30 protein-coding genes are annotated in these 24016 nt (G+C 49.8%); 21 read left to right on the top strand and 9 right to left on the bottom strand.

The window, feature by feature from the left end; all coding sequences use genetic code 11:
* Window positions 1-43 precede the first annotated feature (43 nt).
* Window positions 44-925, top strand: coding sequence for an MBL fold metallo-hydrolase (locus JW878_10500; GenBank protein MBN1763482.1), 882 nt, complete (start codon window positions 44-46; stop codon window positions 923-925).
* A gap of 216 nt (window positions 926-1141) precedes the next feature.
* Here the strand turns inward: JW878_10500 and JW878_10495 are convergent, their stop codons facing one another.
* Window positions 1142-1843: a hypothetical protein gene (locus tag JW878_10495; protein ID MBN1763481.1), complete on the bottom strand. Its 702-nt coding sequence runs from the start codon at window positions 1841-1843 to the stop codon at window positions 1142-1144.
* Between the two features lie 190 nt (window positions 1844-2033).
* Here JW878_10495 and JW878_10490 point away from each other — a divergent pair, with 190 nt between their 5' ends.
* Window positions 2034-2180 carry a hypothetical protein gene (locus JW878_10490; protein ID MBN1763480.1) on the top strand — a complete coding sequence of 49 codons (147 nt, stop codon included), beginning with the start codon at window positions 2034-2036 and terminating at the stop codon, window positions 2178-2180.
* Window positions 2181-2221: 41 nt separating this feature from the next.
* On the opposite strand, the gene JW878_10485 is transcribed toward JW878_10490, so the two are convergent.
* Genes JW878_10485 through JW878_10475 form a run of 3 tightly spaced genes read right to left on the bottom strand, consistent with a single transcriptional unit; the run spans window position 2222 to window position 4514 of the window.
* Window positions 2222-2425, bottom strand: coding sequence for a DUF2283 domain-containing protein (locus JW878_10485; GenBank protein ID MBN1763479.1), 204 nt, complete (start codon window positions 2423-2425; stop codon window positions 2222-2224).
* A gap of 16 nt (window positions 2426-2441) precedes the next feature.
* On the bottom strand, window positions 2442-2729 hold the full coding sequence (locus tag JW878_10480) for a hypothetical protein (protein MBN1763478.1): 288 nt from the start codon (window positions 2727-2729) through the stop codon (window positions 2442-2444).
* Between the two features lie 3 nt (window positions 2730-2732).
* The gene (locus tag JW878_10475; protein MBN1763477.1) at window positions 2733-4514 is read right to left on the bottom strand and encodes a dihydroorotate dehydrogenase electron transfer subunit; all 1782 of its coding nucleotides are present in this window, start codon (window positions 4512-4514) and stop codon (window positions 2733-2735) included.
* Window positions 4515-4652: 138 nt separating this feature from the next.
* On the opposite strand from JW878_10475, the gene JW878_10470 reads away from it, so the two are divergent.
* A complete protein-coding gene (locus JW878_10470; GenBank protein MBN1763476.1) occupies window positions 4653-5501 on the top strand; it encodes a DUF63 family protein in 849 nt (282 codons plus the stop codon).
* Window positions 5502-5515: 14 nt separating this feature from the next.
* Here the strand turns inward: JW878_10470 and rsmA are convergent, their stop codons facing one another.
* Together rsmA and JW878_10460 are read right to left on the bottom strand one after the other, a co-directional pair.
* Window positions 5516-6283 carry a ribosomal RNA small subunit methyltransferase A gene (gene rsmA, locus JW878_10465; GenBank protein MBN1763475.1) on the bottom strand — a complete coding sequence of 256 codons (768 nt, stop codon included), beginning with the start codon at window positions 6281-6283 and terminating at the stop codon, window positions 5516-5518.
* A 22-nt stretch (window positions 6284-6305) separates the two neighbouring features.
* Window positions 6306-7262, bottom strand: coding sequence for a hypothetical protein (locus JW878_10460; protein ID MBN1763474.1), 957 nt, complete (start codon window positions 7260-7262; stop codon window positions 6306-6308).
* A gap of 165 nt (window positions 7263-7427) precedes the next feature.
* On the opposite strand from JW878_10460, the gene JW878_10455 reads away from it, so the two are divergent.
* The 7 genes from JW878_10455 (at window position 7428) to JW878_10425 (ending at window position 12776) form a co-directional block, all read left to right on the top strand.
* Entirely contained in the window at window positions 7428-8273 is an 846-nt protein-coding gene (locus JW878_10455; protein ID MBN1763473.1) for a DUF2099 family protein, read from the top strand.
* A 190-nt stretch (window positions 8274-8463) separates the two neighbouring features.
* Complete coding sequence (gene larA / locus JW878_10450; GenBank protein ID MBN1763472.1) at window positions 8464-9714, top strand: nickel-dependent lactate racemase; 1251 nt, start codon at window positions 8464-8466, stop codon at window positions 9712-9714.
* A 45-nt stretch (window positions 9715-9759) separates the two neighbouring features.
* Complete coding sequence (locus tag JW878_10445; GenBank protein MBN1763471.1) at window positions 9760-10224, top strand: 50S ribosomal protein L19e; 465 nt, start codon at window positions 9760-9762, stop codon at window positions 10222-10224.
* Window positions 10225-10782, top strand: a complete 558-nt coding sequence (locus JW878_10440; GenBank protein MBN1763470.1) for a 50S ribosomal protein L18 — start codon at window positions 10225-10227, stop codon at window positions 10780-10782.
* Window positions 10779-11420, top strand: coding sequence for a 30S ribosomal protein S5 (locus tag JW878_10435; protein ID MBN1763469.1), 642 nt, complete (start codon window positions 10779-10781; stop codon window positions 11418-11420). Before JW878_10440 ends, JW878_10435 begins: the two co-directional genes overlap by 4 nt.
* A 6-nt stretch (window positions 11421-11426) precedes the next feature.
* Window positions 11427-11894, top strand: a complete 468-nt coding sequence (locus JW878_10430; GenBank protein MBN1763468.1) for a 50S ribosomal protein L30 — start codon at window positions 11427-11429, stop codon at window positions 11892-11894.
* 198 nt (window positions 11895-12092) lie between these two features.
* Window positions 12093-12776 (top strand): phosphoglycerol geranylgeranyltransferase, encoded by a 684-nt coding sequence (locus tag JW878_10425; GenBank protein ID MBN1763467.1) that lies wholly within the window; start codon window positions 12093-12095, stop codon window positions 12774-12776.
* A 49-nt stretch (window positions 12777-12825) separates the two neighbouring features.
* Here the strand turns inward: JW878_10425 and JW878_10420 are convergent, their stop codons facing one another.
* The 3 genes from JW878_10420 to JW878_10410 form a co-directional block, all read right to left on the bottom strand.
* On the bottom strand, window positions 12826-13719 hold the full coding sequence (locus JW878_10420) for a methanogenesis marker 7 protein (GenBank protein ID MBN1763466.1): 894 nt from the start codon (window positions 13717-13719) through the stop codon (window positions 12826-12828).
* Between the two features lie 3 nt (window positions 13720-13722).
* Entirely contained in the window at window positions 13723-14274 is a 552-nt protein-coding gene (locus JW878_10415) for a methanogenesis marker 17 protein (protein ID MBN1763465.1), read from the bottom strand.
* A gap of 76 nt (window positions 14275-14350) precedes the next feature.
* A complete protein-coding gene (locus JW878_10410) occupies window positions 14351-15790 on the bottom strand; it encodes a methanogenesis marker 14 protein (protein ID MBN1763464.1) in 1440 nt (479 codons plus the stop codon).
* Between the two features lie 343 nt (window positions 15791-16133).
* Here JW878_10410 and mtrE point away from each other — a divergent pair, with 343 nt between their 5' ends.
* The 11 genes from mtrE (at window position 16134) to JW878_10355 (ending at window position 23786) form a co-directional block, all read left to right on the top strand.
* Window positions 16134-17114, top strand: a complete 981-nt coding sequence (mtrE, locus tag JW878_10405; GenBank protein MBN1763463.1) for a tetrahydromethanopterin S-methyltransferase subunit E — start codon at window positions 16134-16136, stop codon at window positions 17112-17114.
* A 4-nt stretch (window positions 17115-17118) separates the two neighbouring features.
* Entirely contained in the window at window positions 17119-17814 is a 696-nt protein-coding gene (gene mtrD / locus JW878_10400) for a tetrahydromethanopterin S-methyltransferase subunit D (GenBank protein ID MBN1763462.1), read from the top strand.
* Window positions 17815-18681 (top strand): tetrahydromethanopterin S-methyltransferase subunit C, encoded by an 867-nt coding sequence (mtrC, locus tag JW878_10395; GenBank protein ID MBN1763461.1) that lies wholly within the window; start codon window positions 17815-17817, stop codon window positions 18679-18681.
* 13 nt (window positions 18682-18694) lie between these two features.
* On the top strand, window positions 18695-18994 hold the full coding sequence (gene mtrB / locus JW878_10390) for a tetrahydromethanopterin S-methyltransferase subunit B (GenBank protein MBN1763460.1): 300 nt from the start codon (window positions 18695-18697) through the stop codon (window positions 18992-18994).
* A 2-nt stretch (window positions 18995-18996) separates the two neighbouring features.
* The gene (gene mtrF / locus JW878_10385; protein MBN1763459.1) at window positions 18997-19734 is read left to right on the top strand and encodes a tetrahydromethanopterin S-methyltransferase subunit F; all 738 of its coding nucleotides are present in this window, start codon (window positions 18997-18999) and stop codon (window positions 19732-19734) included.
* The gene (gene mtrF, locus JW878_10380) at window positions 19735-19932 is read left to right on the top strand and encodes a tetrahydromethanopterin S-methyltransferase subunit F (protein MBN1763458.1); all 198 of its coding nucleotides are present in this window, start codon (window positions 19735-19737) and stop codon (window positions 19930-19932) included.
* A 21-nt stretch (window positions 19933-19953) separates the two neighbouring features.
* Complete coding sequence (gene mtrG / locus JW878_10375; GenBank protein MBN1763457.1) at window positions 19954-20247, top strand: tetrahydromethanopterin S-methyltransferase subunit G; 294 nt, start codon at window positions 19954-19956, stop codon at window positions 20245-20247.
* 25 nt (window positions 20248-20272) lie between these two features.
* Window positions 20273-21244 (top strand): tetrahydromethanopterin S-methyltransferase subunit H, encoded by a 972-nt coding sequence (gene mtrH, locus JW878_10370; GenBank protein ID MBN1763456.1) that lies wholly within the window; start codon window positions 20273-20275, stop codon window positions 21242-21244.
* 156 nt (window positions 21245-21400) lie between these two features.
* Complete coding sequence (locus tag JW878_10365) at window positions 21401-22405, top strand: U32 family peptidase (protein MBN1763455.1); 1005 nt, start codon at window positions 21401-21403, stop codon at window positions 22403-22405.
* Window positions 22402-23415 (top strand): U32 family peptidase, encoded by a 1014-nt coding sequence (locus JW878_10360; protein ID MBN1763454.1) that lies wholly within the window; start codon window positions 22402-22404, stop codon window positions 23413-23415. The genes JW878_10365 and JW878_10360 overlap by 4 nt, the downstream gene beginning before the upstream one ends.
* Window positions 23412-23786: a DUF5402 family protein gene (locus JW878_10355; GenBank protein ID MBN1763453.1), complete on the top strand. Its 375-nt coding sequence runs from the start codon at window positions 23412-23414 to the stop codon at window positions 23784-23786. Before JW878_10360 ends, JW878_10355 begins: the two co-directional genes overlap by 4 nt.
* The last annotated feature ends 230 nt before the right edge of the window (window positions 23787-24016 follow it).

Here is a 24016-nt window from a genome sequence, read left to right as displayed (position 1 = left end):
CTTTCCTTTAATATTAGATTAGATGGGGAGGGAGGAAGAAGAAATGCAGGTTACCGAGCATATTCATGCGATAAAGATTCCGTTCCAGGTGAGGAGCTTTTCGGGTATACCGGTCGATCGGTTCGTGTACGCGTATCTCATTTATAGCGTAGAGCAGATCTGTCTCATTGACTGTGGCGTGGCCGGTTCGGAGCGCGTGCTATTCGATTATGTGCGGAGCACGGGTCGAATGCCTGAGGATATAGCCATGATCGTGCAAACGCATGCGCACCCGGATCATATAGGCGCAACGCGAGCGCTAAAAGAGGCTAAGGGCTGTATCGTGGCGGCGCATCCCGACGATATGGCCTGGATCGAAGATGTTGAGCTGCAGTGTAAGGAGCGCCCGATTCCGAACTTCCAGTCGCTTGTCGGGGGCTCCGTGGCGGTTGACTGTATCCTCGAGGAATGCGATGTCATTGATCTCGGGGACGGCCTCCGATTGGACGTGCTCCACACGCCGGGGCATTCAAACGGGTCGATCTCGCTCGTACTACACGCGGACCACGCGCTCTTCTCCGGCGATGCCATCCCGCTCGCGGGTGAGTTGCCCATTTACGATGACGTGCTGGCGTCCGTCGCGTCGCTAAAGACATTGATGGGCATTGACGGCGTTAAGGTCCTGTTATCCTCATGGGACGATCCGCGTGATGGTGCTCAAGTACACCAGCAGATGGACGAAGGGTTGCGATATTTACAACGCATCCACGAAGCGGTTATCAGAGTTGTAGATGACGATCGTTCGCTGGTCTCTAATGATGCGGAACTGTGCAGACGCGTTCTGGTAGCGTTGGGCTTTCCTGAACAAGCGGCGAATCCTCTTGTCGCTCGATCGTTTGTGGCGAACGTGAAGGTTGCTGAGCAACGAGATCTGCTGGGGGAATAGGGAGCGGTTTTGCTCCTCCACGATCTTTAGGCTTTTTACACGTCCCACCCCTGCTCGCGCAGTCCTCAAATGTTATAACTGCTTTCCTGCTTTGGCCTGTAAAAACTGCTACTAAAACAATAAGAACTATTAATGCCATTGCTGCTATTATTATTGTGTTTATTGAAAGGCTTATTGCTCTGGTTTTTATTTATCCGCAACAAATAATCCAATCAGCTAACACCTAGCCCCTGGAGAAACTTCAAAAATTACATAACATCTTCCTTCCAAATTCTGTTGAGCATTTTTTTTATCATTCTTCAAATCTTGAGCTAATGCTTTGTGGCTACCTTCCATATCTACCTTCTTTTTTCTCTCTTCATAACATCCATCGTATAAGTATCCATCAAGAGTATTGAGCAAATCAACAACATCATCCTCTAAAAAACCTCTTTCTGCAACACCTTGTACTGCCCAATGTATCCAATCACGTCCAATGTTCTCTGCCTCAACATGTCTAGGATCTTCTGCTGGATATTTAAGTCTTTCATAAGCAAGCTCAACTGCTCTTTCAGAATAATCTACAATTTCCGCTTTGTTTCCTGGAATCACACCTTCAGGCGGACGTTCATAGAGTCCTGGAGTAGGTATAGGCTCTGGTGTAATTGTTGGTGTTGGCTCTGAGGTGATTGTTGGTGGGGGACTTTCAGTAATTAAAGGACTATCTGGATTCTGTTGGTGTGCTGGTGTTTCCTCAGATGCCAAGTTATTGTAATAAATCACGCTTCCTATTCCGATTACGACGGCTATGATAACAGCTCCCGCAAGAACTTTCTTTGATATGCTACGTTTATCAGGATCTTTTACTGCTTTATCGGGCTCGCCTTCGCTTGATGGGTTGACTCTTTGCTCTGAATCTTCCTCAGAAGGTTTGTTCATTTTATTAGTGAAACAGTATAGCTAAAAAAGTAGTATTACTTAAATGTTTCTGTTATCTCCGATGCGCCTCTCCGACCACTTCCCCGATGTTTTGATAGCCGTTAGTGTCAAGATGCTCCTTTAAATCCTTCTTAAGCCTCACAAAAACTAAAATAGCCGGAATATTAAATTACTATACGGTGATACGCGTATGAACGTAAAAGATATCGTGGGTAAGAATGGCGAACCCGTCCCTGACTTGGTGACTGCGCTGAAGCTGCCGAAATTCGCGAAGACGACGGTTACGGAGTTTGAGAAGGAGCGCAAAGAACTCGCGGCGGATGTAAGCGAACGATGAGAGAACTCCTGGAAACTATCGGCTAAGCTGTTGGTTATGGCTCACCGCAGAAGCACGGAAATCGGCTTCCGTTCCTTCAATGCACTCACTCTGAGGATTGAGAAACCGATAACGTTCCCTTCCTCATCAACTTTCTCCATCACCGCATCGTTCTCCGTCTCCCTGAAATATCCTTTTCTGCGCTCAAAGACAACCTCAAGGTAGTCCCCCTCGCTGTCGAACCAAACGTTTATCGCTTTTCCCATAGTGTCTTGCCTCGCTTTACCGTATCGTAAAATACGCCGTGACAACGAACAAATCGTTATTTACAACTTTAACAACCACACATAAATATTTTTGGGAGACCGGAGTGACATCATAGCGACAATAAAAGAGTTCTACTTCTGGATCTGTTCGTGAGCTGACTATCCGATCTGGGACGAGCAAGGTCTCATGTATTTTTTCGAGCTGCCCGACCATCTCTGGATGCTCAATCTCGAAATGCTTCCGCCGCTCTTCTACTAGCCGGATCTGCCGATTATGTACATCCCGAAACCATATCACAGGCATAATTCACCTTCGATGTGCCTCCCCCACTATCTCGCCTAAGTTTGTATATCCATGAACCGGTAGGTACTCCTTCAACTCCTGCTTCACCCGTGGAAAAAACTCGATACCTTCGCTAACGAGCGCGCTCCCGATCTGGAACAGTGAAGCACCATTCCGCGCGTAGTCGATAACGTCCTGCGCGGTGAAGACCCCGCCAACCGCTATGATCGGTATCTTCAATTCACGATAGAGCTCGTAAACGATCTGCTTCCCGCCGACCGTCAGATCCTTACCCGACTTACCGCCGTAACCTAACGGATTCCCCAGAAACGGCACCTCAAGCGTTTCTTCTACCGGTCTGTTTATCACCGTGTTGATAGCGGTGATCGCATCTGCGCCCGCCTTTTCTGCGGTCAACGCCAATCCGACGGGCGCGCCGATGTTCGGTGAGATCTTCACGGACACTGGCTTCGGGTGCACAATCGCTTTTATCGCCGTTACGATCTCGCTCAGCAGTTGCGGCTTGTTCTCAATCGCGGTGAACTCACTATGCGGGCATGAAGCGTCGAATTCGATCATGTCTACCGGGTATTCACGTGCGATCCTTGCCACGTCGCGGCATTCCTCCACGCTCTTGCCGAAGATGCTCAGTATAATGGGCACATGGGCATATGTTGCATCCTCGAGCTCCGGCTTGAAATTCTGTATTCCTGGATTCGGGAGCCCCATGGCGTTCACGTAACTCCGCGGTGCGAGTTCGATAAAGGTGGGGTTCGGATAGCCGTCACGCTCGACCAAACCTATCGATTTGGTTACCACCGCGCCCGCACCTGCCGCTGCATAGCGGTACAATAACATTCCAGAAACGCCGAAGCCCGCCGCGTTCATGATCGGATTGGGGAACTCGATCCCGCAGACTTCGGTTTTTAACAACGGCTCGTACTCAGGCGTTAATGGTAAAGGCGGCGTTGATACAAAATCCAATTCTTCCGCTACTGCTGTTGGAGCGATAGGAATGCGTTTACCGCTCTTCTCGCGTTTCCATCGTCCAAATTCCGTTTGTTCAAGCGTTTCCGCATTAAATACGGGACCGTCTTTACACACGCGATAGCCGCCAAGATCGCAGGCACCGCAGGCGCCACAGCTGCACTTTATGATGCGCTCTACCGATACTTGCGTAGGGATTCTTCTTCGTCGCGTAAGTTCGCACACGCGCGTCATCATCAGCTCCGGCCCGCAGGTCAATACCTGATCGAAATGTTCACCGGATGCCAACAACGCCTCAAATAACTCCGTGCACATACCGCAAAAACCTTGAGAGCCATCTTCCGTTGACTCGCGTACCTCGCAACCAATCTTGCGGAATTCGTTGAGGTAAAGCAGATCGGTACTACACCGTGCGCCTTCCAGAACCACGACTTCTGTCCCAACTGCACGCGCGTGTTCGGCGGCGAACCGCAACGGTGCCGCGCCGTAGCCGCCTGCGACCATGCAGATCCGTTTACCGTTAAGTGTAAAGCTCGTGCCGTAAGGCCCTCTTAAGCCTACCAGATCGCCCACCTGCTTCTGATGCAGGCTATGCGAGCAGTCACCGACGTCCGCAATCGCCAGTTCCAACGTCCCTGCTGCCGATACAGAAGCAATTGAAATCGGTATCTCATCCACACCGGGATCCCAGACCATAACGAATTGCCCCGGCTGACTCTCCTTTTCAATCTCCTCTGCGTAGACGGTGAACGTTTTGACATTACCCGTTTCTGCTCTTATCTCTTCTATTGGATGCAGGGTGGGGATATTGATGGGCATGGTATCTAGAGGATGAACCTCACAAAGTCTACTCTACATACAGGTCGTTTCTTTGTTTTGAGGTCCCTTGTAGTATGAATCAAGGCAAGGAATTAATTAACCTTTTCCATCTCTCATCCTAATGTTCCTTTACAGATAATGACCGAAGCACTGCGACACTTTATCGAGACCTACTATATCCATCCCATAACCCATGATACTGGCTATAATCCGGTAAATACCCTCACGTGGGCGCTCGTACTCGTCTTTTTTCTCTTTCTGACCTTCAGATTACTGAAGCGGCTCAAGATAGATATAAATCACCGGTTTATCGCCGCGGTATCGTCGTACATCGTGGTCGGCGCGAGCCTGCGGGTAATGGAAGACGCCGAGTTGTTCTCACCGCCCCTGAGCTACTTCCTGATTACACCTCTCATCTTCTTTGTCGTGTTCTTCTGCTGCCTCGCGCTGCTCTTGCTGTCGGTGACCGCAACCCACTTGAAGCGATTGAAAACATACGATTACACGCTTATTTTCGGTTTGCTCGGCGTGCTGTGGTGTATCGCAAACCTGGCGGTACTATTGAGCTATGTACACGTAGCGGTCGGCTGGGTACTCTTCGCCGTTATCGGCATTGCCGGCATGCTTGTCGGTACAATATACGCAATTTCCGCGCACTTCGGCATCCAGTTCCTCACAGAGAAGCTGAATATTGCGGTGTTAGCTGCACATCTACTCGACGCCTCTTCCTCGTTTCTAGGGATTGACATGCTCGGATATACTGGCAAGCACGTAATCGAAGGGCTCATCGTCGAGTATACCGGCACCGCAGCCGGCATGTTCCCCCTTAAGTTCGGGATACTCGTCCCGATCTTGTACGTGCTGGATACGCAATTCCGTGAGGATGTCGAGGAGATAGAGCTGAAGAATATCGTTCTGCTAGCGCTTCTTGTTATCGGGCTCGCACCTGCCGTGCGCAACACGCTTCGATTAGTGCTGGGTGTTTAAACGCCCAAGGCCGCTCAAAAATACTCCACCAATTTAACAAACTCCTCCGGGCGTAACTCCTCCGGTCGCTTATCCATTGCCGCAAGCGTTAAACACCCTAACCGCGTTTTTTTAAATATTGTCCTCATCTTCTTCCGCCTCTGATCAAACGCAACAGTAACGAACTCGAAAAACGCCTGTTTATCTCCTATTTGAGTTTCTTTATCTCGCAATCGCACAATTGCTCCTTTTACCGGTGCCGGGGGAAAAAATGCATCGCGACGCACGATCTTCATGATCTCTACCTCTGCAAGCGCCTGCGAGATCACCGATAACCGCCCGTATAACTTCGATCCGGGCGTCGCCACCAGTTTCTGCGCAAACTCTTTCTGATACAACAGCACCGCGAGCCCGAAGCCCGCCTCCCGGAGCAGCAATTTATACGTGATCGGCGAGGACAACAGGAACGGTATGCTCGCAACGACTTTGTCAAATTCTGGCAGCTCGAACTTCATGATATCGCATTCGATTACCTCTGTATTGCTGTTTTCACGCTCGTAGCACTCCTGTAACAGTGCACACAGTCCACTATCCTTCTCCACCGCGTACACCTTCTTCGCGCGTTGATTCAGTTTTTCTGTAAGGCTCCCTACACCCGCGCCGATCTCCAGCACCACCTCCCCCAGCTCTAAGCCTGCATATTCTACCATTCGCGCGGCCACGTCGTCATCAACCAGGAAATACTGCCCCAAACTCCTTGTAGGTCTTATGCCTCGCTCAAAAAGGATACTTCTGACATCCATTTCGCTTCGCTCCTCCGTGATTCTAGAACTTCATGCCGTGACCCGGTCTCCAGACAACCTCCCGCTCTATCGTCTTCAAACCGGTATAATCGCCTTCCAAGCATCGCTTCGCCAGTGCGTTTAGCTCTTCTGTTCTTGAGTGTAGATAACCCCGTGCTTCTTCATAAATACCCGTTTCGCTCGTAGCGAGTTCACGCACATATTCACGCAGTATGTTCCGGTACGTACTCAAAAACCCGTTCTTGAAGTCCACGCCACCCCCGGCTATTCGCTTTAGCTCTACCACGACTGTCGGATGCGGCGGCAGGAACAGTGGCACACCTAATAGCCCATACCGCTCCGGATCGCGTTCGTAATGCGCCTTTAGATACGCATTGATCGCAAAGCGTTGCAGCTTCCGTGCGACCACCTCTTCCCGCTCCTTGAGATAAATAGGCGCAGTGAGTTCCAAAGGGAGCTGCCTTATCTTTACGTGCCCCGAAGGCCTTTCCGCCTCTATTAATGCCTTCGTTCTGTCCGCAAGCTCGGCGAACAACGCCGAATACTCGGTTTTATGGAGATGCGAATGCGTATCCTCATGAACCAGCCGGGTAAGCAAGAACCGTAGAACGCCGAAATCGTACGCGCGATAACCGGTTTTTATGAGGCCCACCCGCGTCTTTACCGTCTCGTAATTCTCTACCAAAATATGTGCAGTATCGGACCTTATATCAAACTCCGAGAAGTACTGCTTCGTCAGATGCCGCTCGACCGTTGTTCGCCCCGCCAGGACCACTTCATGCAAGCGTTCCCCTATCCACGTTTCTGCACCGCTCAGCCCCAGTGCCGCTTCGAACTCAGGGATAAAACCATCAATCTCCGCAAGCAGTGCCAGGAAGGCGTCCTTGGTTATGCCGTTTTCCCTGTTGATGGATAGGTAGGGCTCTTCTGCTGCCGTTTCAATCGCGAACTTCGTGTCCTTGGTCAATTGTACTTTCATTTGCTGGTTGGTTTGGATAACATGAGAATCGGAGGGGTGCATTAATGGTAAAGCTAATTGGTTGTAACGTCTTTAACTTTTCTCAAAAGATTCCATTACAATAAGGTCCTGCAATTTTGTAAGTAAGAAAGTCAGTGCAAGAGAGAACGTAAACTGTAACAAAAAATGAAGAAAGAACGTCACGTTTTTGAATGTTTGGGGAAGACGCGAGTGGTCGTGGAAGACGGTAAGGTCGTTGAAGTCGGAGAGCCGAGGGTCAGGTATTGCCGTCTCTGGGACAAGATGCGCGGCATACGTGAGATGAACGAGCAAGAGGTTCGGGGGAACATTGAATTCCGGATACGCGATTTCGGGCTCTGCACACCCGAACGGATCGTGGAGATGGACACGTTCGTCGGGTTCGGCGCTTCTGAGACATTTATGTCCGGGCTCCGCAGCGGGTTGCTTGACGGTACCGTAACGGTTTGCGAAGGCGCAGGCACGGTAATAACGGCCAATCCTACACTCGTGCAGGGAATAGGCGCGCGATTGAGCGGTGTCGTGGAGACTTCACCTATAGAAGGGCTGATAACGAAGCTGAAGGCAAAAGGAGGGGTGGTCTTGGACCCCCCGAGGATTGATCAGGTCGCAGGCGTGCAGAAGGCGCTTGACCTTGGCCATAAAACGGTGGGCGTTACGGTGGCCACCGTAGAAAACGCACAGCGGTGCAGAGCACTCAGCGAGCACACGGTAATCTTCGCTGTCCATCTTACCGGTATCTCACGAGACGATGCTGTAGCATTATGTGAACTCGCCGATCTCGTGACCGCGTGTGCATCGCCGCACATACGAGCCGTGGCAGCAGAAAAGGCGCTGGTTCAGGCGGGCACGGCCATCCCGATATTCGCGCTCACGAGCGTCGGCAAGGCGCTGCTGCTAGAGCGTGCAAAAGAAGTTGAGAGCCCTCTGCTGCTGAACACTATGCTATTGCCCGTGCTCCCGGAAGATAAACAGCCGAAGCCTTTGGTATAAGCACGCTCTTCCTCGCTTCTCTACAGGTAGGTTGCAATACAACAAACGTGAGCCCCAACCCCAGACACCCCTGTATTTCTTGTGGAGATAGTAGCTTCCCCCCTTAGACCCCTCCGTCAACAAAGACTCTTTTGCGTGTAGTTCCAATAATTCTACTGCAGAGTAGATGCTTGGTTCTGCTTCACACACCATGACTACTATACAAATACCCTACGGAAACACGCAGATTGAGGTTAAGGTTGATGCGGAAGTGTTAGATCTTGAAGAAGGAGAGCGTCCGCGAGGTAAAAGTATCAATCCCCGCGCTGTGATAACACGAGCCTTGAGCAACCCTCTGGGCACAAAACGGCTCCGTGAGATTGTGGCTGCGAAAAAGGACGCGAAGATCGTTATTGTCGTTGACGACCACACGCGCGCTACCCCGACGGTGCAAATGCTGGATGCCGTAAAGGAAGAGATCGGCGAAGAGTATAACAAACAGATCTCACTACTTGTTGCCTGTGGTACGCATGAGCCGCCAACAGAAGCGGATTTAAAAAAGATCTTGGGTAACTATGTTGGTCACTATCGCATTGAAATACACGACTGTGATGCGTCAGATCTTATTTACGTGGGCACGACAACTCGAGGCACTCCTGTGAAGGTGAACAAGAACTACGAGGACGCAGATGTGAAGATCCTGACAGGTGATATAACCTTACATTACTATGCCGGGTTTGGCGGCGGCCGAAAAAGCATTTTGCCGGGGGTATCGTCGCGTGCGACCATACAAAAGAACCATGCGCTCTTGATCAATGAGCATGCACGGACGGCGAACCTCGAACACAACCCAGTGCATTTGGATATGACTGAAGCTGCATCCTTTTGTCCACCTGATTTCGTCCTGAACATTATCGCTACGGGTGAGGGCGCTATTGTCGATGCATACGCAGGAGAGATGACTGCGGTTTTTCAGAGGGGTGTTGAAGTAGCTAAAGACTTGTTCTGCCGTGATATTCATGAGGTTTTTGACGTTTTAGTCGTAAGTGCTGGCGGGTTCCCAAAAGACCGAAACCTCTATCAAGCTTCCAAAGCGATCGAGAACTGCTACCGCGCAGTAGCGCCTGGCGGGGATCTAATTTTAGTCGCTGAATGCAAAGAAGGCATGGGAGATCCATATTTCGAAGACTGGATGCACGAACATGCAAGCTATGAACAAGCTGCTGAGGCTGTCAGAACCAACTTTGTGCTCGGCGGTCATAAAGCGTACTACATGAGAAAAGTAATGACTCGTGTTCGCTTGTCTATCGTCTCTGATCTCGATCCTCAGCTTCTATCTGCCTGGGGCATTGAACCGTTTCCTTCCGTAGAGGAGGCTCTTGGATCATTAAAAGAAGATATAGGTAAGATAGGTATAGTAAGAAAGGGCGCTGATACCTTATTAGTACCGACGGTAAAATAATATATAGAATAGAAACATAGAAGGAAGGAGTAAGGATAAGGAGCAATGGTAAATCTAGCAAAACAGAAAAGGATTGCAGCGCAGGTATTGAAAGTGGGCGAAGGACGCGTTTGGATAGATCCGGAAGCTTCGGAGGATGTTGCGGAAGCCATCACACGAGAAGACATCCGAGGTTTGATTGAGGAAGGCGCTATCACGCTAAAGCAGAAAAAAGGCGTGAGCAGAGCTCGTGCGCGCGTCCGTGCCACGCAAAAGGCGCTCGGTCGCAGAAAGGGACACGGATCCAGAAAGGGCGCTAAAGGTGCAAGAGATAGCAGGAAAAAGCAGTGGATTACGAAGATTCGTGCGTTACGAAGGAGATTAAAAGAGCTTCGTGATGGGGACTTTATGGATAAAACTACCTATCGAAGGTTATATAACAAAGCAAACGGTGGCGAATTCAGAAACGTCGCTCATCTGAATGACTATATAACTGCTAATGATCTGCTATCAAAGGAGGCCGCACAGTAAATGGGAAGAGCAAGAGGCCCGACATATCGCGTCCCGTTTAGAAGGAGACGCGAGGGTAAGACTGACTATCGCAGAAGGTTGAAGCTGTTATTCAGCCGGAAAAATCGCGTGGTCGTACGAAAAAGTAATAAGTACATTCGGATGCAGTTGATAGGTGCTGATAACGTCGGAGATAAGACTCTCGTCTCCGCAAGCTCGTCAGAACTTCAGAAATATGGCTTCGTGGGCGGCAAAGGTAGCAGTCCTGCTGCGTATCTTACTGGCCTGTTATTTGGTAAGCGAGCGTTAGACGCAGGGTTCGCTGAAGGCATCCTTGATATAGGTTTGGTTACTCCTGTCCACGGCTCTAACGTTTATGCTGCGTTAAAAGGCGCGCTTGATGGGGGATTGGCTATCCCTCACGATCCGGGTGTCTTCCCGAACGAGGAGCGCATATCTGGGAGTCTTATTGCATCTTACTTACAGAAGCCTGATGCCGTTGCTATGAATCAAGCGGTAAAAGAGAAGATATTACATGATGAGATGAAGGGTATTGAGAAGGAGTCTACTACGGAATGAAGGATAGAGACAAAGGGCGGGAGAAGGAAAGGATCTTAGGGGAGTGGAAGCCTGTAACAAGATTGGGGCAACTCGTGCAAAGTGGAGAGATAAAAACGCTTGAAGAGGCGATTCACTCTAGGTATCCCTTAAAAGAGTATCAAGTTGTTGATACTCTGCTTCCTGAACTGAGCGAGGAGGTTCTGGATATTAACCTTGTTCAGCGAATGACTGATTCAGGGAGACGGGTGAAATTCAGAGTTTGCGTTATTGTAGGGAACAAAGACGGGTATCTCGGCATAGGTCTCGGTAAGGATGCGTTGGTTCGCAGCGGTATCGAGAAGGCGGTACGAGATGCGAAATTACATATTATCAATATCAAGCGCGGCTGTGGATCGTGGGAATGCAACTGCGGTGAGAACCATTCGATTCCTTTTAAGGTCGTAGGGAAAGCGGGAAGTGTGAAGATGACGTTAAAGCCCGCACCTAAGGGTATTGGCCTCGCTGCTGGAGATATCCCTAAACGTGTTTTGGAGTTCTCCGGTGTGCAGGATGTGTGGGCATTTTCAAAAGGACAAACGAGGACGACGTTCAACCAGGCTTACGCAACGTTCGACGCTTTGAGAAGCACCTCATTAGTGAAAACGGTGGAGAGATAAGAGACGATGTACGCGATCATAAGGCTTAGAGGAAGTGTTGACGTTAGGCCAGATATAAACTATACCTTAGGGCTGCTTCGATTACACCGTGTTAATCATTGCGTCATTGCTGAGGAAAACGATTATAACAGGGGTATGATACAGAAAGTAAAGGATTACGTAGCATGGGGTGAAATATCAGAGGAAACGCTTGAGGCTTTATTCACTGATCGAGGACGGTTGGAAGGAGGTAAGAGACTGACGGACGAGTACCTGAAAGAACACACTTCCTTTAAAACCACAAAAGATATCGTTACGGCGCTACTTGACGGGAAGGTAAAGATGAAGGATTTGATGGCGTACAAAATCAAACCGGTGTTCAGGCTTCACCCACCGAGAAAGGGACATAAAGGCATAAAACGAAGCGTTAAGGAAGGCGGAGAGCTGGGGTACCACGGCGCTAAAATAAACGAGTTATTGTACAAGATGAGGTAACGTCTTTTTAGGTTACGTTATAGGACTCGTTTTTAGATTGTCCTTATCCTTTTTGTAGCGACGCTTTTAGCGGTAAAACACCTTAGAAACCTTTAGCGCTGATAGAAAAACTACGCACAACTATAAGTTATCCGCTCAAATTTTATAAACGGTTCGCGCTAAAGAGTAAGATAAACAGATCAGACGACGCCCAATACGATGAATGAAAAAGCGCGACCGTGGAAGAACTGGCAGCATATAACGAAGCTGGATCCCGACAAATACATATCACCTAAAGATTTAGAGACCATCGTGGAAAGCGGCACGGATGCTCTCATGGTATCAGGCACGCAGAACATCACCGATAAAAATGTCTCGAGGCTCATAACACATCTGGAGGATTACGATATTCCGAAGATTTTGGAGCCCGTAACCCCGGATGCCGTTATCGATGACGATGTGGATTACATCTTCGTGCCGTTGGTTCTCAATACGGGCGATTTGAGCTGGATTGTGGGCAAACATAAAGATTGGATCCTGAAACATTCGATAAACTGGGAAAAAGTTATCCCGGAAGCGTACATCGTGATGAATCCCGAATCAGCTGTAGCCAAATTAACGAAATCAAAGACAGACCTCATTGTGGATGAAGTTATAGCGTACGCACGCTATGCAGAGCGATATCTCGGGCTGCCCATAATCTATTTGGAATACAGCGGGGCCTACGGCGACCCGCACTTAGTACAGGCTCTCAGCGACTCGCTCAGCGATGCGTCGTTATTTTACGGTGGTGGGATTGACTCACAGGCAACGGCATCCGAAATGAAGCGCTATGCTGATGTTATTATTGTAGGGAACATAGTGTACACCGATATGGACAAGTTCATGGCGACAATTCCCTGAGGATACAAGAATATCGCCTCCAGTGGAAACGGAGGGGGGTCTCTGATCTTCAATAAATACTCCCCACTTCTGCTTCGGTCTTTATCTTTAGTAGATAGCCCTTATACCGTGATTTCTCCAACTCGCAAATCTCAGAGAGCTTCTTCTTACCTACCGAAACGTCCTTAATCATCGGTACATCCTCCTCTTCGATATTCAAACGCAGACCATCAATCTGAATAATAAGTGAGAACTCCTCCCCGGCCTTTTGCGGTATAACCATCTCGATCATCTCTTTTATAAACAATGGCGATGCGGCTAACGGGTCTTCCTCAATCTCTAGCCTTCTCTCTTCTATAACCTCCTCCACCTCGGCAGCCACTCGTTCTAACGTATCAATTTCATGTGTTCGTCGCATTCTATCAGTCCTTCTTCCTACCCCCGCTACGTAATGCTCTAGCGCAAGACCCTGAGGTCCTCCAACTATAATGTGAGGCACATCAAGCGACTCGCACAATCCCGACTTCTCCTCTATACACTCCTTTATATTACCAAAAACAAAGACTGCAGCATCGAACTCCTCTAGAACCTCTCTCTCCTCGACGGTCATCTGTGCTATCCTCTTACCCACACCGCGCGCCAAGCCCATCATGTTGGTTATCGCTCCTTTTCGTCGCAGGTATTCCGAGATATCACAAATAGGATCCACCGCGTGGTGTTTGCCCAGAGAAGGAGCGACGATAATTATTTCAGACCCACCGAGAGGGAGTTTTCGAAACTTTCCTCCAAGGTCTTTTATCTTATCCCTGATTATTCGCTCTTCCTCCTCAGGGAAAGCTAAATGAAGCATTGTCTCGGTCTGCATTACCGATTCTTGCAGTATAAACCCACCGATATCCTCCACCAGCTCTTTCAGCTCGTTGAACTTGTACACGCCTCCTTCAAACATCATTATTTCATACATAGATCAATCGGTACTCCCTTTACGTACTATCTCTTCCGCTTTCGCCTCCCACTCAGGCCCTATAGGATCCTCGGAGGCGAGAAGAGTAACTCTATCAGGTAACGGAATGGGACACCGCACCCGTGCACCCTCGGGTAATATCCGGTCTATCCCATCTAATATCCGCGTTATCAAATCATCTTTCGGATCATAGACGAGCAAATCCATCATTGCCACTCGTTCCTTCTCATCCAACTCAAACTCTATCTCTAATCTACTCACTTGCTTTATTCGCGCGCCATAGGTATCCCACAATACGGATAGCAAATTCGGAGCATAGCGCTCATCCGTTATCTTTAACCGGTCAGGTTCTCGCTGTGTCATATCACGTACCGTAACGGGACTGGCCACCCGTCCTATCTTAACCGAGATGACAAAGAAGTGTGCCGTCGGGTCGATGTAGATATAGATATTATCTATACTGGCTCGCACGCCCAAATCACGGAATGTCGCCTGACTGATCTTCGCGAAGGTTGTGTTTGCAAAATCATCCCCCCCTTCTACCTTTACCTCCATATCAGCGCCCCTATCTATATCGGTTATTCCCTTCTCTACAATAATACAATCTAACAGACAAATTATATTATGATTGTTATTTTTTCTGCAGTTTAATCCGCTGACCGTACAAACAGCCACGACCTTGAACGCCGCCTATAGGATTTCCTGCCGTCCCAAACTGATGCATGCACTTACCAAGGACTGCGGCGCCTCTTGCCAGTGCATCATCGGCAAAGATAACCTCTTTATCCATATTTCGTCCAAAAAGGCCGCTCAATTTCTCCAACACGATCTCGGGCTTCTTCCCGGTTATCGCCGCTCGACCGGTCACGCCGATCTTCGTGTTATCCAAAAGCAGCCCTTCTTCCTTCGCTATACGCACCAGGCGTTCCTGTATACTGGCGGACACCTCGTCTATTACCGGTATGAGATACGCTTTACCTTCCTCTTTCATCAGTGCCTCACCGATATCAGCGATTTGAGGCAGATTTGAGAGGTTTTCGCCGGCGTCTACGCCAATTAAAACCACCTTGTTCCGTTCTGCGGCATCGACATTGACCGGCACGCCTCCTACGCGCGTGCGCCCACGCGGCACCGTACCTATCCACACCTGCTTCAAGATCTCCTCGACGTAACCTATCACAGTCTCCTTTTTCACGCGCATCCCCTGTATGCCGGTTTTGGTCAAATCGAGTACCGAAGGATACGCAACATTCACCACCTTTGATATCACGGCGTCGGGGATAGCGCCGGCCAAACCACAGTAACTCCCGATAACGCGCGCGTACGGCAACTCGTCATCGGTTATTCTGCCTGCGAGTGTTGTGCCGAAGTCCAAAGATATAACGGGGTTACGATAATCAACATCCAACCATTTCGCCGCTTCTTTAAGCCCTGCCATCACCAGCTCGCCCTCCATCTCATTTCCCACCACGGACTCTCCCCCTGGTGGGATGTTTCCGGTCACCGCGCCGTCGAAGTACGTTTTTTCCATCCGTGAAAAAGGCCGTAACTCCGATGGAATGTTCTCTAAACCCATCGGTGAGATCATCTTACGGGGCGGCACACCAGCGAGTATGCAGCCTTGTGCCAGGGCTTTTATTACGCCCTCTACCTCGGCGATCTTGGAGAAACACGCAGTAACGCCGGTAGAACGTACGACGAAATGCAAATCGGGCACGGTTATCCCTGCAGACCGTGCGCATTCCAGCAACGTCTCTTTCACCAGGTTCGCAATAGAAGCCTCGGAGAGCTCAACCTTACTTATCGTGTGGCAGAAAGCCGCTTGGGGAGAAAGAGCGTCTCTGGTCATCCGTACCGCCTTGTTAAGGATATACGTCCGTCCACTTTTCAGATCCGTCGCGGTCAAGATGGCCTTCGTCGTGCTGTTTCCGAGTTCAACGCTGGCCACAATAAAAAGCGGTTTTATCGAGAGATCGCCGCGCGAGAGGTGTAATTGAAAATACAAGTCCGAATAACTGATCTGTTCAGTTTCCAGTAATTTTGGCTTATGCCTCCGTGAAAAAAAGCCCATTATCGCTCGTTCCCCTACGTTCGCGTACCTACCTGCTTCAAGTATGAAAAGCGTCATTTTACTATAATAAATCTTTTGGTTTTTGTTCGTGTGGTGGCCAGACAGAGAACAACCTCGCAGGGGCTTGTTTGTTTGTGATAGTCAGATGGAGCCTTCTATCTATGATACCGTAATGACCCGGGGTGTGCATCCACACCTGCAACACGGTGTTGTGTTACCTAGTTAGGTTATATATCAAACTCGAATCGGAAGCTACTTTAGTACGCCCTTCCTTACCATAATACTTTCTGACTGGAGCGAAAAATAGAAAGCTTTATATGGTGCCCCCATCTACATCACGTTCATGCTACAAGTAGTATTGCTTTTTGCATGGATGTTAGTGATAGCGTTCTTAGCGTTCATAGCATGTACGTTCGAGGACATAGAGTCAGATATAGGATCTCAGAGCAATCCGAACTCGCAAGTGCAACTAGCGGCGCAAGTGGGACAGGTAAACCGGTTCTTTAACAAAGCAATATCTGGTGAGCCGTTATCCAATGCGATGTATTGTGTGGTCGCAGGGACGGTAGTATGGATGCTTTTGGTCAGGCTTGAACCTCTCGTTCCTGGCGCAACATGGAAAGCAGCAGTAGTGGCGATACCAGTAGGTGTCGGTGTGGCCGCACTGATTCACATGATCTTTTCGACGACTGCGCATTGCGGCAGGGTTTCGGCACAGAAACGATTCGAACAGCCGATCTATCTCGATGTGTTATACGGGCATCTCCTACCGATTGCAACGCACGGCTTTATGACGACGTTCTGTATTACCAGCATCGCCTACATTCAGAGCAACATTGGGACTCTGTCAGGGAATCCACAATTGAACCATCCGTTCGCCCTCCCTCTGTTAGGGTTTATCTGGGGGATTACCGTGGGTTCAATCGGATCCTCAACTGGTGATGTGCATTATGGAACGGAGCGAGAGTTTCAGGACAGACCATTTGGCGAAGGGAAGCGGGTCGTTTACCACGGGAAGATCACGAGATACGCAGACTGCGGTATACGGACACAGAAGGACATTGCAGGGTTCTGCGCGAAATTCGGCGGACCATGTACGGGAATGACGTTCGGACTGATCATTCTGTTCGAGAACTGGAGAACTCTGGTTGGGATGCTGCTTGGCGGATTTTTGCCAGACTTACCCGTCTTTACGGCGAGTGGTGATGCGGCAGCGATAGGGGGCATCGTCATGGGGCTCCTTATAGTAGCAGCGTTCGTAGTGGGAAACTTGGTGTTCGTGAAATGGGTGAGGAAGAAATGTGGACCGTTTGTAGGAGTGTGATAAAATGGACCCAGTAATGATTTTGATCATAGGATATGTAGTGATAGGCGGGTTACTTGCAAGTTTAGGCGCGCACCTCTTACCAGTGGGCGGCGCACCAGCGGCAATGGGAACGGCAACAGGAATCGCAACAGGGACTGTCCAGATTATGCTCGGAGCGGTACTGACCGGATTATTCACAGCGGCGACCGTGGCTACGTTTACCAACAATATTCTTCTCGTAGCGCTGTCCGGTGCAATTGGCGCGACGATCATGCTCGATGTGGTCATGTTCATGGCGAATATCCTGTATGCCTTTGGCTGTGGGGTTCTCCCGATATCGGGCAGAGTGGACGTGGATCCGATAACCAAGGAGCCACAGGCAGAGTACAAGACACCGCAGACTGACGGACATGGTGTGCCCAATGTGGTCTTTGTCTCTGGTACTATTGGGGGATTCGTCGGAGGTTTCGGCGGTGCACTCATGTACTTTGCGCTACTGAACTACGCGCACTTCACCGCAGGCACGGCAGCGGTTGCGTCATTCTCAATCTTCGTCGCCAACGCCATTCTCGCAGCATATAACATACGCGGTACCATCGAGGGATTCCATGACCCGAAGTTCAAGCGACTGCCAAAATCGATGATCGCATCGTTTGCTATCTCCCTGCTTGCCGGAATAGTGGTTGTGCTCGCAGCACTGGGATTAGGAGTGATATAAATGACAGTAACACCAGCAGTAGAAGAAGAGGAAGGAGAAGCAGAAGCGCCGAAGAAGGGCTTGTCGTTTAAATTCCCGTATGATGAGACGGAGATGGCACTTATCGCAGGCATACCAGCAGCGATCATAACGATATTCACGGGCTTGCCAGCAGTGATAAAAGGAGTGGGGTTGCTTTTAGCCTTACTCTGGGGGATGGATTCAGTCCGGAAGACGTCTAAGTACGGATTAGGTACGGGTGTTCCCTCCATAGGCGTGTTAGGTACCGGCTATGGTGTCATCGGAGCGTTGATGGGACTAGCAGTCGTAGAATACGGTGCTATGCCTGCACTCGGTATCTATCCCGCAGTGTTAGTGGGAGCCCTCTTTATGGCCGTTCTTGGCCTTGTATCCGGCTACTTTTCGAACAATGAGAAGTACATAGCGATGAAGATTCCACGGTTAGAGCGAGCGATGATGGAATTAGGCATGGCAGGGACACTAGCGATGTTACTCCAATTCTCTATCGTGACGGGCACGCTTGCGTTTCAATCAGTGGTAGACATGGTAATGGAAACCGGAGTCATAGCCTTTATGTTCATCTTCACGGCCATGGCGATGTTCCATCCGTACAACGCATGTCTCGGACCCGATGAACGAAGAGAGAGAACGAGGATGGTGTCAATAGAGATTTCAGGCTTGTTATGCATCATACTGGGCTTTGCAATGCTCGTACTCGGCACTTCTCCCTGGGGCGCCTGGGACGGGCTATCGTTGATAGTCTTTGGCGCGATCGTATGGTTCGTGTTCTTCAGGAAATTCATCAAGGCATGCATGGACGAGTGTTGGGAGACAGTGGGAACAGGATTGATCAAGACATTAGGATAGGTGGATAAAAAAGATGATAACAATCAATGAGAAGTATGGGATTGTTTTGGATCCAGAGACGCTTAAGGTAGGCGAGGCACGAGCTGGCTTTTATAAAGTGGGGCTCTCGCCAATCGAGGAGCAAATAGAGGTTCTTGAGTCTGCAGTGGATGACCTGTTCAAAACCCTTGATCCAACAAGCAGTTTCAACATGGCACAACCGAACAGAGAGGGAATGCTGAGTAAAGCAGGGTTTACGACGTTCTTCATGGTCGGCGTGACCATGGCTCTCCTCGCAGTAGCGGTGATATTCCTAGCACTAGGAGGTGCGTGAAGATGGCAGAGAAGAAAGAAGCTCCTGAGGGCTGGCCGTTTATCACCGGCGACTACGAGGTTGGCGATCCGAATAGCTGCGTGGCAATATCCTCGAATGGGTCGTATTTCCACATCGAGCACTTAAAGGGTGTCGCCATACAGGGGCCTGATAAAACGGAGAACATCGGAGCAGAGAAGATCATGGCAAACGTCATCTCGAACCCCAACATACGCTTCATGATCATGGCCGGTGCGGAGGTTCCCGGGCATTTGAGTGGTGAAACGATGATGGCACTGCACAAGAATGGAATCGATCCGGTGACGCACAAGGTAATAGGAACCAAAGGAGCAATACCCTTCATCGAGAATTTACCCGATGCCGCGGTTGCGCGATGGCGAGACCAGATCGTGGAAGTCATTGACATGATGGGTGTCGAGGACTATGGCCAGATCAATGCGAAAGTCAAAGAGCTTCAAGGGAAAGATCCGGGCGCGTATCCAGAAGACGCGATGATCGTGAAGCTGGGCGGCGAGGAAGAAGCGGCGGGGGGCGTGGTAGAGAGGCCATTAGGCCGGCCTGCAATGCCATCTATGGGTGTAATAAATCGTGCCACGAGCCAAATAACCTACAAGACACAGTTAATTGCGAGAGACCAAAAGTTAACCTCAGGGCTATCGAAGAACGCTCTTTTCGGACTCATAGCAGGACTGGCAAGTACGTTTATCTTCTTACTACCACTCATTTTGGGGGTGATCTAAATGGCGCCACCGAAAGTTGTTCAAAACACACCGGAATCGGCGGTGTTAATTGCACGAATAGAAGATCTCAGACACTTTATCACGATGATCGGTCGTGATAACCGGTTCGCAGCGGGACTCTGGGTAGGATTTGTGAAAGGGATGGCAATCGGGCTTTTCCTGAGTTTCCTTTCCCTCGGGCTAAAACTGTTGATATAGGAGAAAAAGGAGAAACAAAAAATGGGAGAAGAGGTAGAACACGAGAAAGAGCTGGAAGAGGAAATAGAGAAGGAAGTAGAAGCTGAAGTTCTGGAGAAGCTCGAGGAGGAAATGAAGGGGTTAGCGATTCCCGTTGCCGCCTCGTCACCAGAGGAGTATGCGAAATTGATCGAGCGGGTTAATGACATGGATAATCGAGTGGAATTTGTTGCAGGAGAACTGTGGCAGCGGCAAGGCGAGAAGATGGGCTTTTTAATAGGCCTGTTATACGGCGCACTCTTCGGAATAGTGGCATATGTGTTCTTCATGATATAGCACACAAAAAAGGAGGATAGAAAAGATGTTTTTGTTTGATAAGGAACAGAAAGTATTTGATATAGCGGGAATGAAGATAGGCGGCCAGCCAGGACAGCAAGCAACTGTTCTCTGTGGCACGATATTCTACGCGAAGCATTATCTGGTTGAAGACGCGGATAAGGGTATCTTCGACAAGAAAGCCGCGGAAGACGTTTTAAAGAAGCAGGAGGAATTCTCGGAGTTGACCGGCAATCCCTGCGTGATGCAGATATTCTCGGAATCGCCCGAGGCAATGGAGAAAGAGATCGCATTCTGTACAGAAGTAAGCGATGTTCCTTTCCTGATCGACTCGACGGTGGCTGAGACGAAAACGGCAGGGCTCAAGTACGCGGATGAAGTGGGGCTGACAGGAAAAGCGATCTACAACTCAATAAACATTTCGTGCACGGAAGAGGAGTTAGCAGCGATCAAGAATTCCAGCATAGAAGCATCGATTGTGCTGGCGTTCAATCCGAAAGATTCCTCAGTCGCAGGGAAGATCGATCTGCTGGAGAATCCTGGCACTTTTGAGAAAGGCTTGGTCTCTCTGGCGCGGGATCTGGGCATAACGAAACCACTGGTTGATGCCGCAACGCTGCCCATTGGCGCAGGAGCCGGAATGTCCGTTGCAGCAGGCTTTGCCGTCAAATCGAAATTCGGTCTCCCCGTAGGGTTAGGTATCCACAATGCACCGTCTGCGTGGACCTGGCTGAAGGAGTTCCGAAAGGCGCATGCAACCAAAGGACCGAGTGGCTGGGAAGGACTTGGCCAAGACGTGTTCAAGATCTGCGATATCGCCTCAAACGTCCTGCCCATCGTTGCAGGTCATGATTTCGTGCTTTATGGACCAATCGAGAATGCAACGAAGGCGTTCCCGCTGGTTGGCATGACGGATATGATCATTTCAGAGGCGGCTAAAGCAGAACACGATATCGAGGCAGTAGAACCGCATCCCATCCTACAGATGACGGCCTAAACAAGTAGTTAGTTGGGGAGTATTTTTTATCCCCACTTTTTCCCTTTTTTTCTTTTTTTCGTGTAGTGACGTTTAGTTTTTCGGGGCTACGAACCTACAGAAAAACCACCGGATTTTTTAATGACTGTGCGTTATAGTTATAGGAAGATAAAGTACATGGCGCGATTAATCATTCCTCATCCAGGACATTTCCAAGCGTTGAAGGAGCTCATTGAGGCCAAAGAGGCCGGGGGCTTTGATGAAGTGGACGAGGTGTTCATGGGTGGCTCGCCGGACGTGATGGGGAGTGGCCGGGGTGTGCTGCATGCGCCGCTGCTCGACGAGATCCGGGAGCAGACCGAATACGCGCATCAGCACGACATAAAGATGAATATCACGATGAATTCCACATGCACGGGCGGGCATCATCTCACGTTCGAGGGCTATAAGATGTTCTCGTGGTATTTTGGAGAGCTGAACAAGGCAGGCGTTGATGCTGTTACGGTGGCCGAGCCGTACCTCGTAGAGCTACTGCGTGAATTCCCGATGCAGACCGTCGTGTCCGTCTTATCCTACGTGGAATCGCCACAGCGAGCAAAATTCTTCGACGAGCTCGGCGCTGATATGATCACGGTGGACACGAACATCAACCGACATTTTGATCTCCTGGAGGGGATAGTAAAGACGGTTGACTGTGGTGTGCGGCTGATAGTGAACGAGGGCTGTATGTATCGCTGCCCGTTCCGGTATTCGCATTACAATCTCTCCTCGCATCTCAGCAGTTTGAATCAGCCACGCACGCCGCTCTTCGCGCCTGACTACTACTTTGATAGGTGCATATCCATTCGGCTCCGAGACCCCACGCAGATAATAAAGTCGGGCTGGATCAGGCCTGAGGATCTCAAAGCCTACGAGGCAATAGGCATAACGGACTTCAAACTCTCCGGGCGGACGAAATTGGTGAACTGGATAATAGATTGTATGCGGTACTACGCCCAGCGGTCGTTTGAGGGTAACGTGCTCGATATCCTGGATTGCCCGCAGATGCTCCGGGATCTGTGCTATATATCCAATGAGAAGTTTGAGGGCTGCATAGAGCAATGGGCGCATTGTAAGAAGGTTTGTAACGAATGTGGCTATTGCGATCGACTCACGAAGGAGGCGGTGACGTATATAAAATGAGATTCATCGTTCCGCATCCGGGGCATTTCGCCGCGTTGCAGGAGATACTAGAAGCGAAGGAAACGAAGGGTCTGGACGAGGTAAAGGAGGTTTATATGGCGGGCTCGCCGGAAGTAATGGGCAGCGGCCGAGCAACGTTGCATTCCGCGCGTATTGCGGATATAAAGGAACAGACGGACTACGCGCATCAGCACGATGTGAAGATGAATATCGTGGTTAATCCATCCTGTTTGGGCGGCTACCACCTGACGCTTGAGGGCTATAGGCTGTTTACGAGCTACTTCGAGGAGCTGAACAGGGCAGGAGTTGACGGCGTCACGGTCGCAGAGCCGTATTTCGTCGAGCTGTTACGAGATCTCCCGATGGAGACGGTCGTTTCCTGCATCGCGCATGTGGATTCGCCGCAGCGAGCGGAATTCTTCGAAGCGCTTGGTGCCGATACCATCGCACTGGACACGAACATCAACCGGAACTTCCCGATCCTGGAAGCGATCACGAAGGCGGTTCGCTGCGACCTCAAGATACTAGTGAATGAAGGCTGTCTTTACAAATGCCCCTTTCGGCACGCGCATTTCAATCTCTTCTCGCATATCACGGCCAATCGCTCGGCGCTTATGAAATCGCAATCCACGAACATCTTCAGCGACTACTATTTCGACAAGTGCATCTCCATCAGGGTGCGGGATCCCGCGCAGATTATACGGTCGCCGTGGATAAGACCGGAGGACCTGAAGGAGTACGAAGCGCTTGGCATTGACAACTTCAAGATCACCGGGCGGGCGAACGCTGTGAATTGGATCATACATTGCATGGAAGCTTATGCCCGGCGGTCGTTCACGGGGAACCTGCTTGACCTCATTGATTGTCCATCCGAACTCAGATACACGTTCCATGTGGATAACGAGCTCCTGAACGGGAGCATAAAGCAGTGGAAAACATGCAAAAAGATATGTGATGAATGCAGATATTGTGATGAACTAACAGGGAAAGTGTTGAGGGTACTAAAGTGAAAGAAGAGATAGTAGAAGGTAGGAAAAGGCTTGAAGGCGAGCTGAGGAAACTGGTGGGCAACGTTTTCGTGCCGGAGGCGAAGGTGTTCGGAATGGCGTGCGGCTGTATTGGGTTTGCGGCGGATTTACGGGGTTTGCAGGTCGATGCAGTCGAGGTATTTATGGAGAAGATAAATGCGCTGTTGGAGGAGATAAGCGTGTCAGTAGGCGTCAAGCCCGAGATCATTTATGCGCGGAAGTTACCGGGCAGTGAAGAGGTGGTGGTATTCACGACGCGTGAATTATGCGAGCGCTGCAAAAAAGAGTTTGCGGGCTCTAAAGCGCCGCCAAGGCCTGATATACTCATATTAAAGAAGAAAAGGCAGCTTTAGGGCGTTTTAAAAGCAAAGGAAGAGAAGCTCACAGGTAATTACAAAACGCCCCTTTTTATATTGTATTAGAAGCTAAGATTATGTGGTGCTTCTAAAAGGGATAATAGTATACGAATGATGAGGGGGTATGAAAATGGGTAAGAAAAATGAGCCATTCATAAAACTAATCGACGTGTCTAAGGTGTTTGATGGCAAAGCGGTTCTGAAGAATGTGAACGTGGAGATAAACG

This window comes from Methanomicrobia archaeon, from assembly GCA_016930255.1.
GTDB lineage: Archaea > Halobacteriota > Syntropharchaeia > Alkanophagales > Methanospirareceae > JACGMN01.
Note: the sequence above shows the minus strand (reverse complement) of the source record. Positions and strands in the feature narration are given on the sequence as shown.

Bases quoted from the DNA above. Each gene is read 5' to 3' on its own strand.
- JW878_10500 (MBN1763482.1), top strand. From the start codon at position 44: ATGCAGGTTACCGAGCATATTCATGCGATAAAGATTCCGTTCCAGGTG.
- JW878_10495 (MBN1763481.1), bottom strand. From the start codon at position 1,843: ATGAACAAACCTTCTGAGGAAGATTCAGAGCAAAGAGTCAACCCATCA.
- JW878_10490 (MBN1763480.1), top strand. From the start codon at position 2,034: ATGAACGTAAAAGATATCGTGGGTAAGAATGGCGAACCCGTCCCTGAC.
- JW878_10485 (MBN1763479.1), bottom strand. From the start codon at position 2,425: ATGGGAAAAGCGATAAACGTTTGGTTCGACAGCGAGGGGGACTACCTT.
- JW878_10480 (MBN1763478.1), bottom strand. From the start codon at position 2,729: ATGCCTGTGATATGGTTTCGGGATGTACATAATCGGCAGATCCGGCTA.
- JW878_10475 (MBN1763477.1), bottom strand. From the start codon at position 4,514: ATGCCCATCAATATCCCCACCCTGCATCCAATAGAAGAGATAAGAGCA.
- JW878_10470 (MBN1763476.1), top strand. From the start codon at position 4,653: ATGACCGAAGCACTGCGACACTTTATCGAGACCTACTATATCCATCCC.
- rsmA (MBN1763475.1), bottom strand. From the start codon at position 6,283: ATGGATGTCAGAAGTATCCTTTTTGAGCGAGGCATAAGACCTACAAGG.
- JW878_10460 (MBN1763474.1), bottom strand. From the start codon at position 7,262: ATGAAAGTACAATTGACCAAGGACACGAAGTTCGCGATTGAAACGGCA.
- JW878_10455 (MBN1763473.1), top strand. From the start codon at position 7,428: ATGAAGAAAGAACGTCACGTTTTTGAATGTTTGGGGAAGACGCGAGTG.
- larA (MBN1763472.1), top strand. From the start codon at position 8,464: ATGACTACTATACAAATACCCTACGGAAACACGCAGATTGAGGTTAAG.
- JW878_10445 (MBN1763471.1), top strand. From the start codon at position 9,760: ATGGTAAATCTAGCAAAACAGAAAAGGATTGCAGCGCAGGTATTGAAA.
- JW878_10440 (MBN1763470.1), top strand. From the start codon at position 10,225: ATGGGAAGAGCAAGAGGCCCGACATATCGCGTCCCGTTTAGAAGGAGA.
- JW878_10435 (MBN1763469.1), top strand. From the start codon at position 10,779: ATGAAGGATAGAGACAAAGGGCGGGAGAAGGAAAGGATCTTAGGGGAG.
- JW878_10430 (MBN1763468.1), top strand. From the start codon at position 11,427: ATGTACGCGATCATAAGGCTTAGAGGAAGTGTTGACGTTAGGCCAGAT.
- JW878_10425 (MBN1763467.1), top strand. From the start codon at position 12,093: ATGAATGAAAAAGCGCGACCGTGGAAGAACTGGCAGCATATAACGAAG.
- JW878_10420 (MBN1763466.1), bottom strand. From the start codon at position 13,719: ATGTATGAAATAATGATGTTTGAAGGAGGCGTGTACAAGTTCAACGAG.
- JW878_10415 (MBN1763465.1), bottom strand. From the start codon at position 14,274: ATGGAGGTAAAGGTAGAAGGGGGGGATGATTTTGCAAACACAACCTTC.
- JW878_10410 (MBN1763464.1), bottom strand. From the start codon at position 15,790: ATGGGCTTTTTTTCACGGAGGCATAAGCCAAAATTACTGGAAACTGAA.
- mtrE (MBN1763463.1), top strand. From the start codon at position 16,134: ATGCTACAAGTAGTATTGCTTTTTGCATGGATGTTAGTGATAGCGTTC.
- mtrD (MBN1763462.1), top strand. From the start codon at position 17,119: ATGGACCCAGTAATGATTTTGATCATAGGATATGTAGTGATAGGCGGG.
- mtrC (MBN1763461.1), top strand. From the start codon at position 17,815: ATGACAGTAACACCAGCAGTAGAAGAAGAGGAAGGAGAAGCAGAAGCG.
- mtrB (MBN1763460.1), top strand. From the start codon at position 18,695: ATGATAACAATCAATGAGAAGTATGGGATTGTTTTGGATCCAGAGACG.
- mtrF (MBN1763459.1), top strand. From the start codon at position 18,997: ATGGCAGAGAAGAAAGAAGCTCCTGAGGGCTGGCCGTTTATCACCGGC.
- mtrF (MBN1763458.1), top strand. From the start codon at position 19,735: ATGGCGCCACCGAAAGTTGTTCAAAACACACCGGAATCGGCGGTGTTA.
- mtrG (MBN1763457.1), top strand. From the start codon at position 19,954: ATGGGAGAAGAGGTAGAACACGAGAAAGAGCTGGAAGAGGAAATAGAG.
- mtrH (MBN1763456.1), top strand. From the start codon at position 20,273: ATGTTTTTGTTTGATAAGGAACAGAAAGTATTTGATATAGCGGGAATG.
- JW878_10365 (MBN1763455.1), top strand. From the start codon at position 21,401: ATGGCGCGATTAATCATTCCTCATCCAGGACATTTCCAAGCGTTGAAG.
- JW878_10360 (MBN1763454.1), top strand. From the start codon at position 22,402: ATGAGATTCATCGTTCCGCATCCGGGGCATTTCGCCGCGTTGCAGGAG.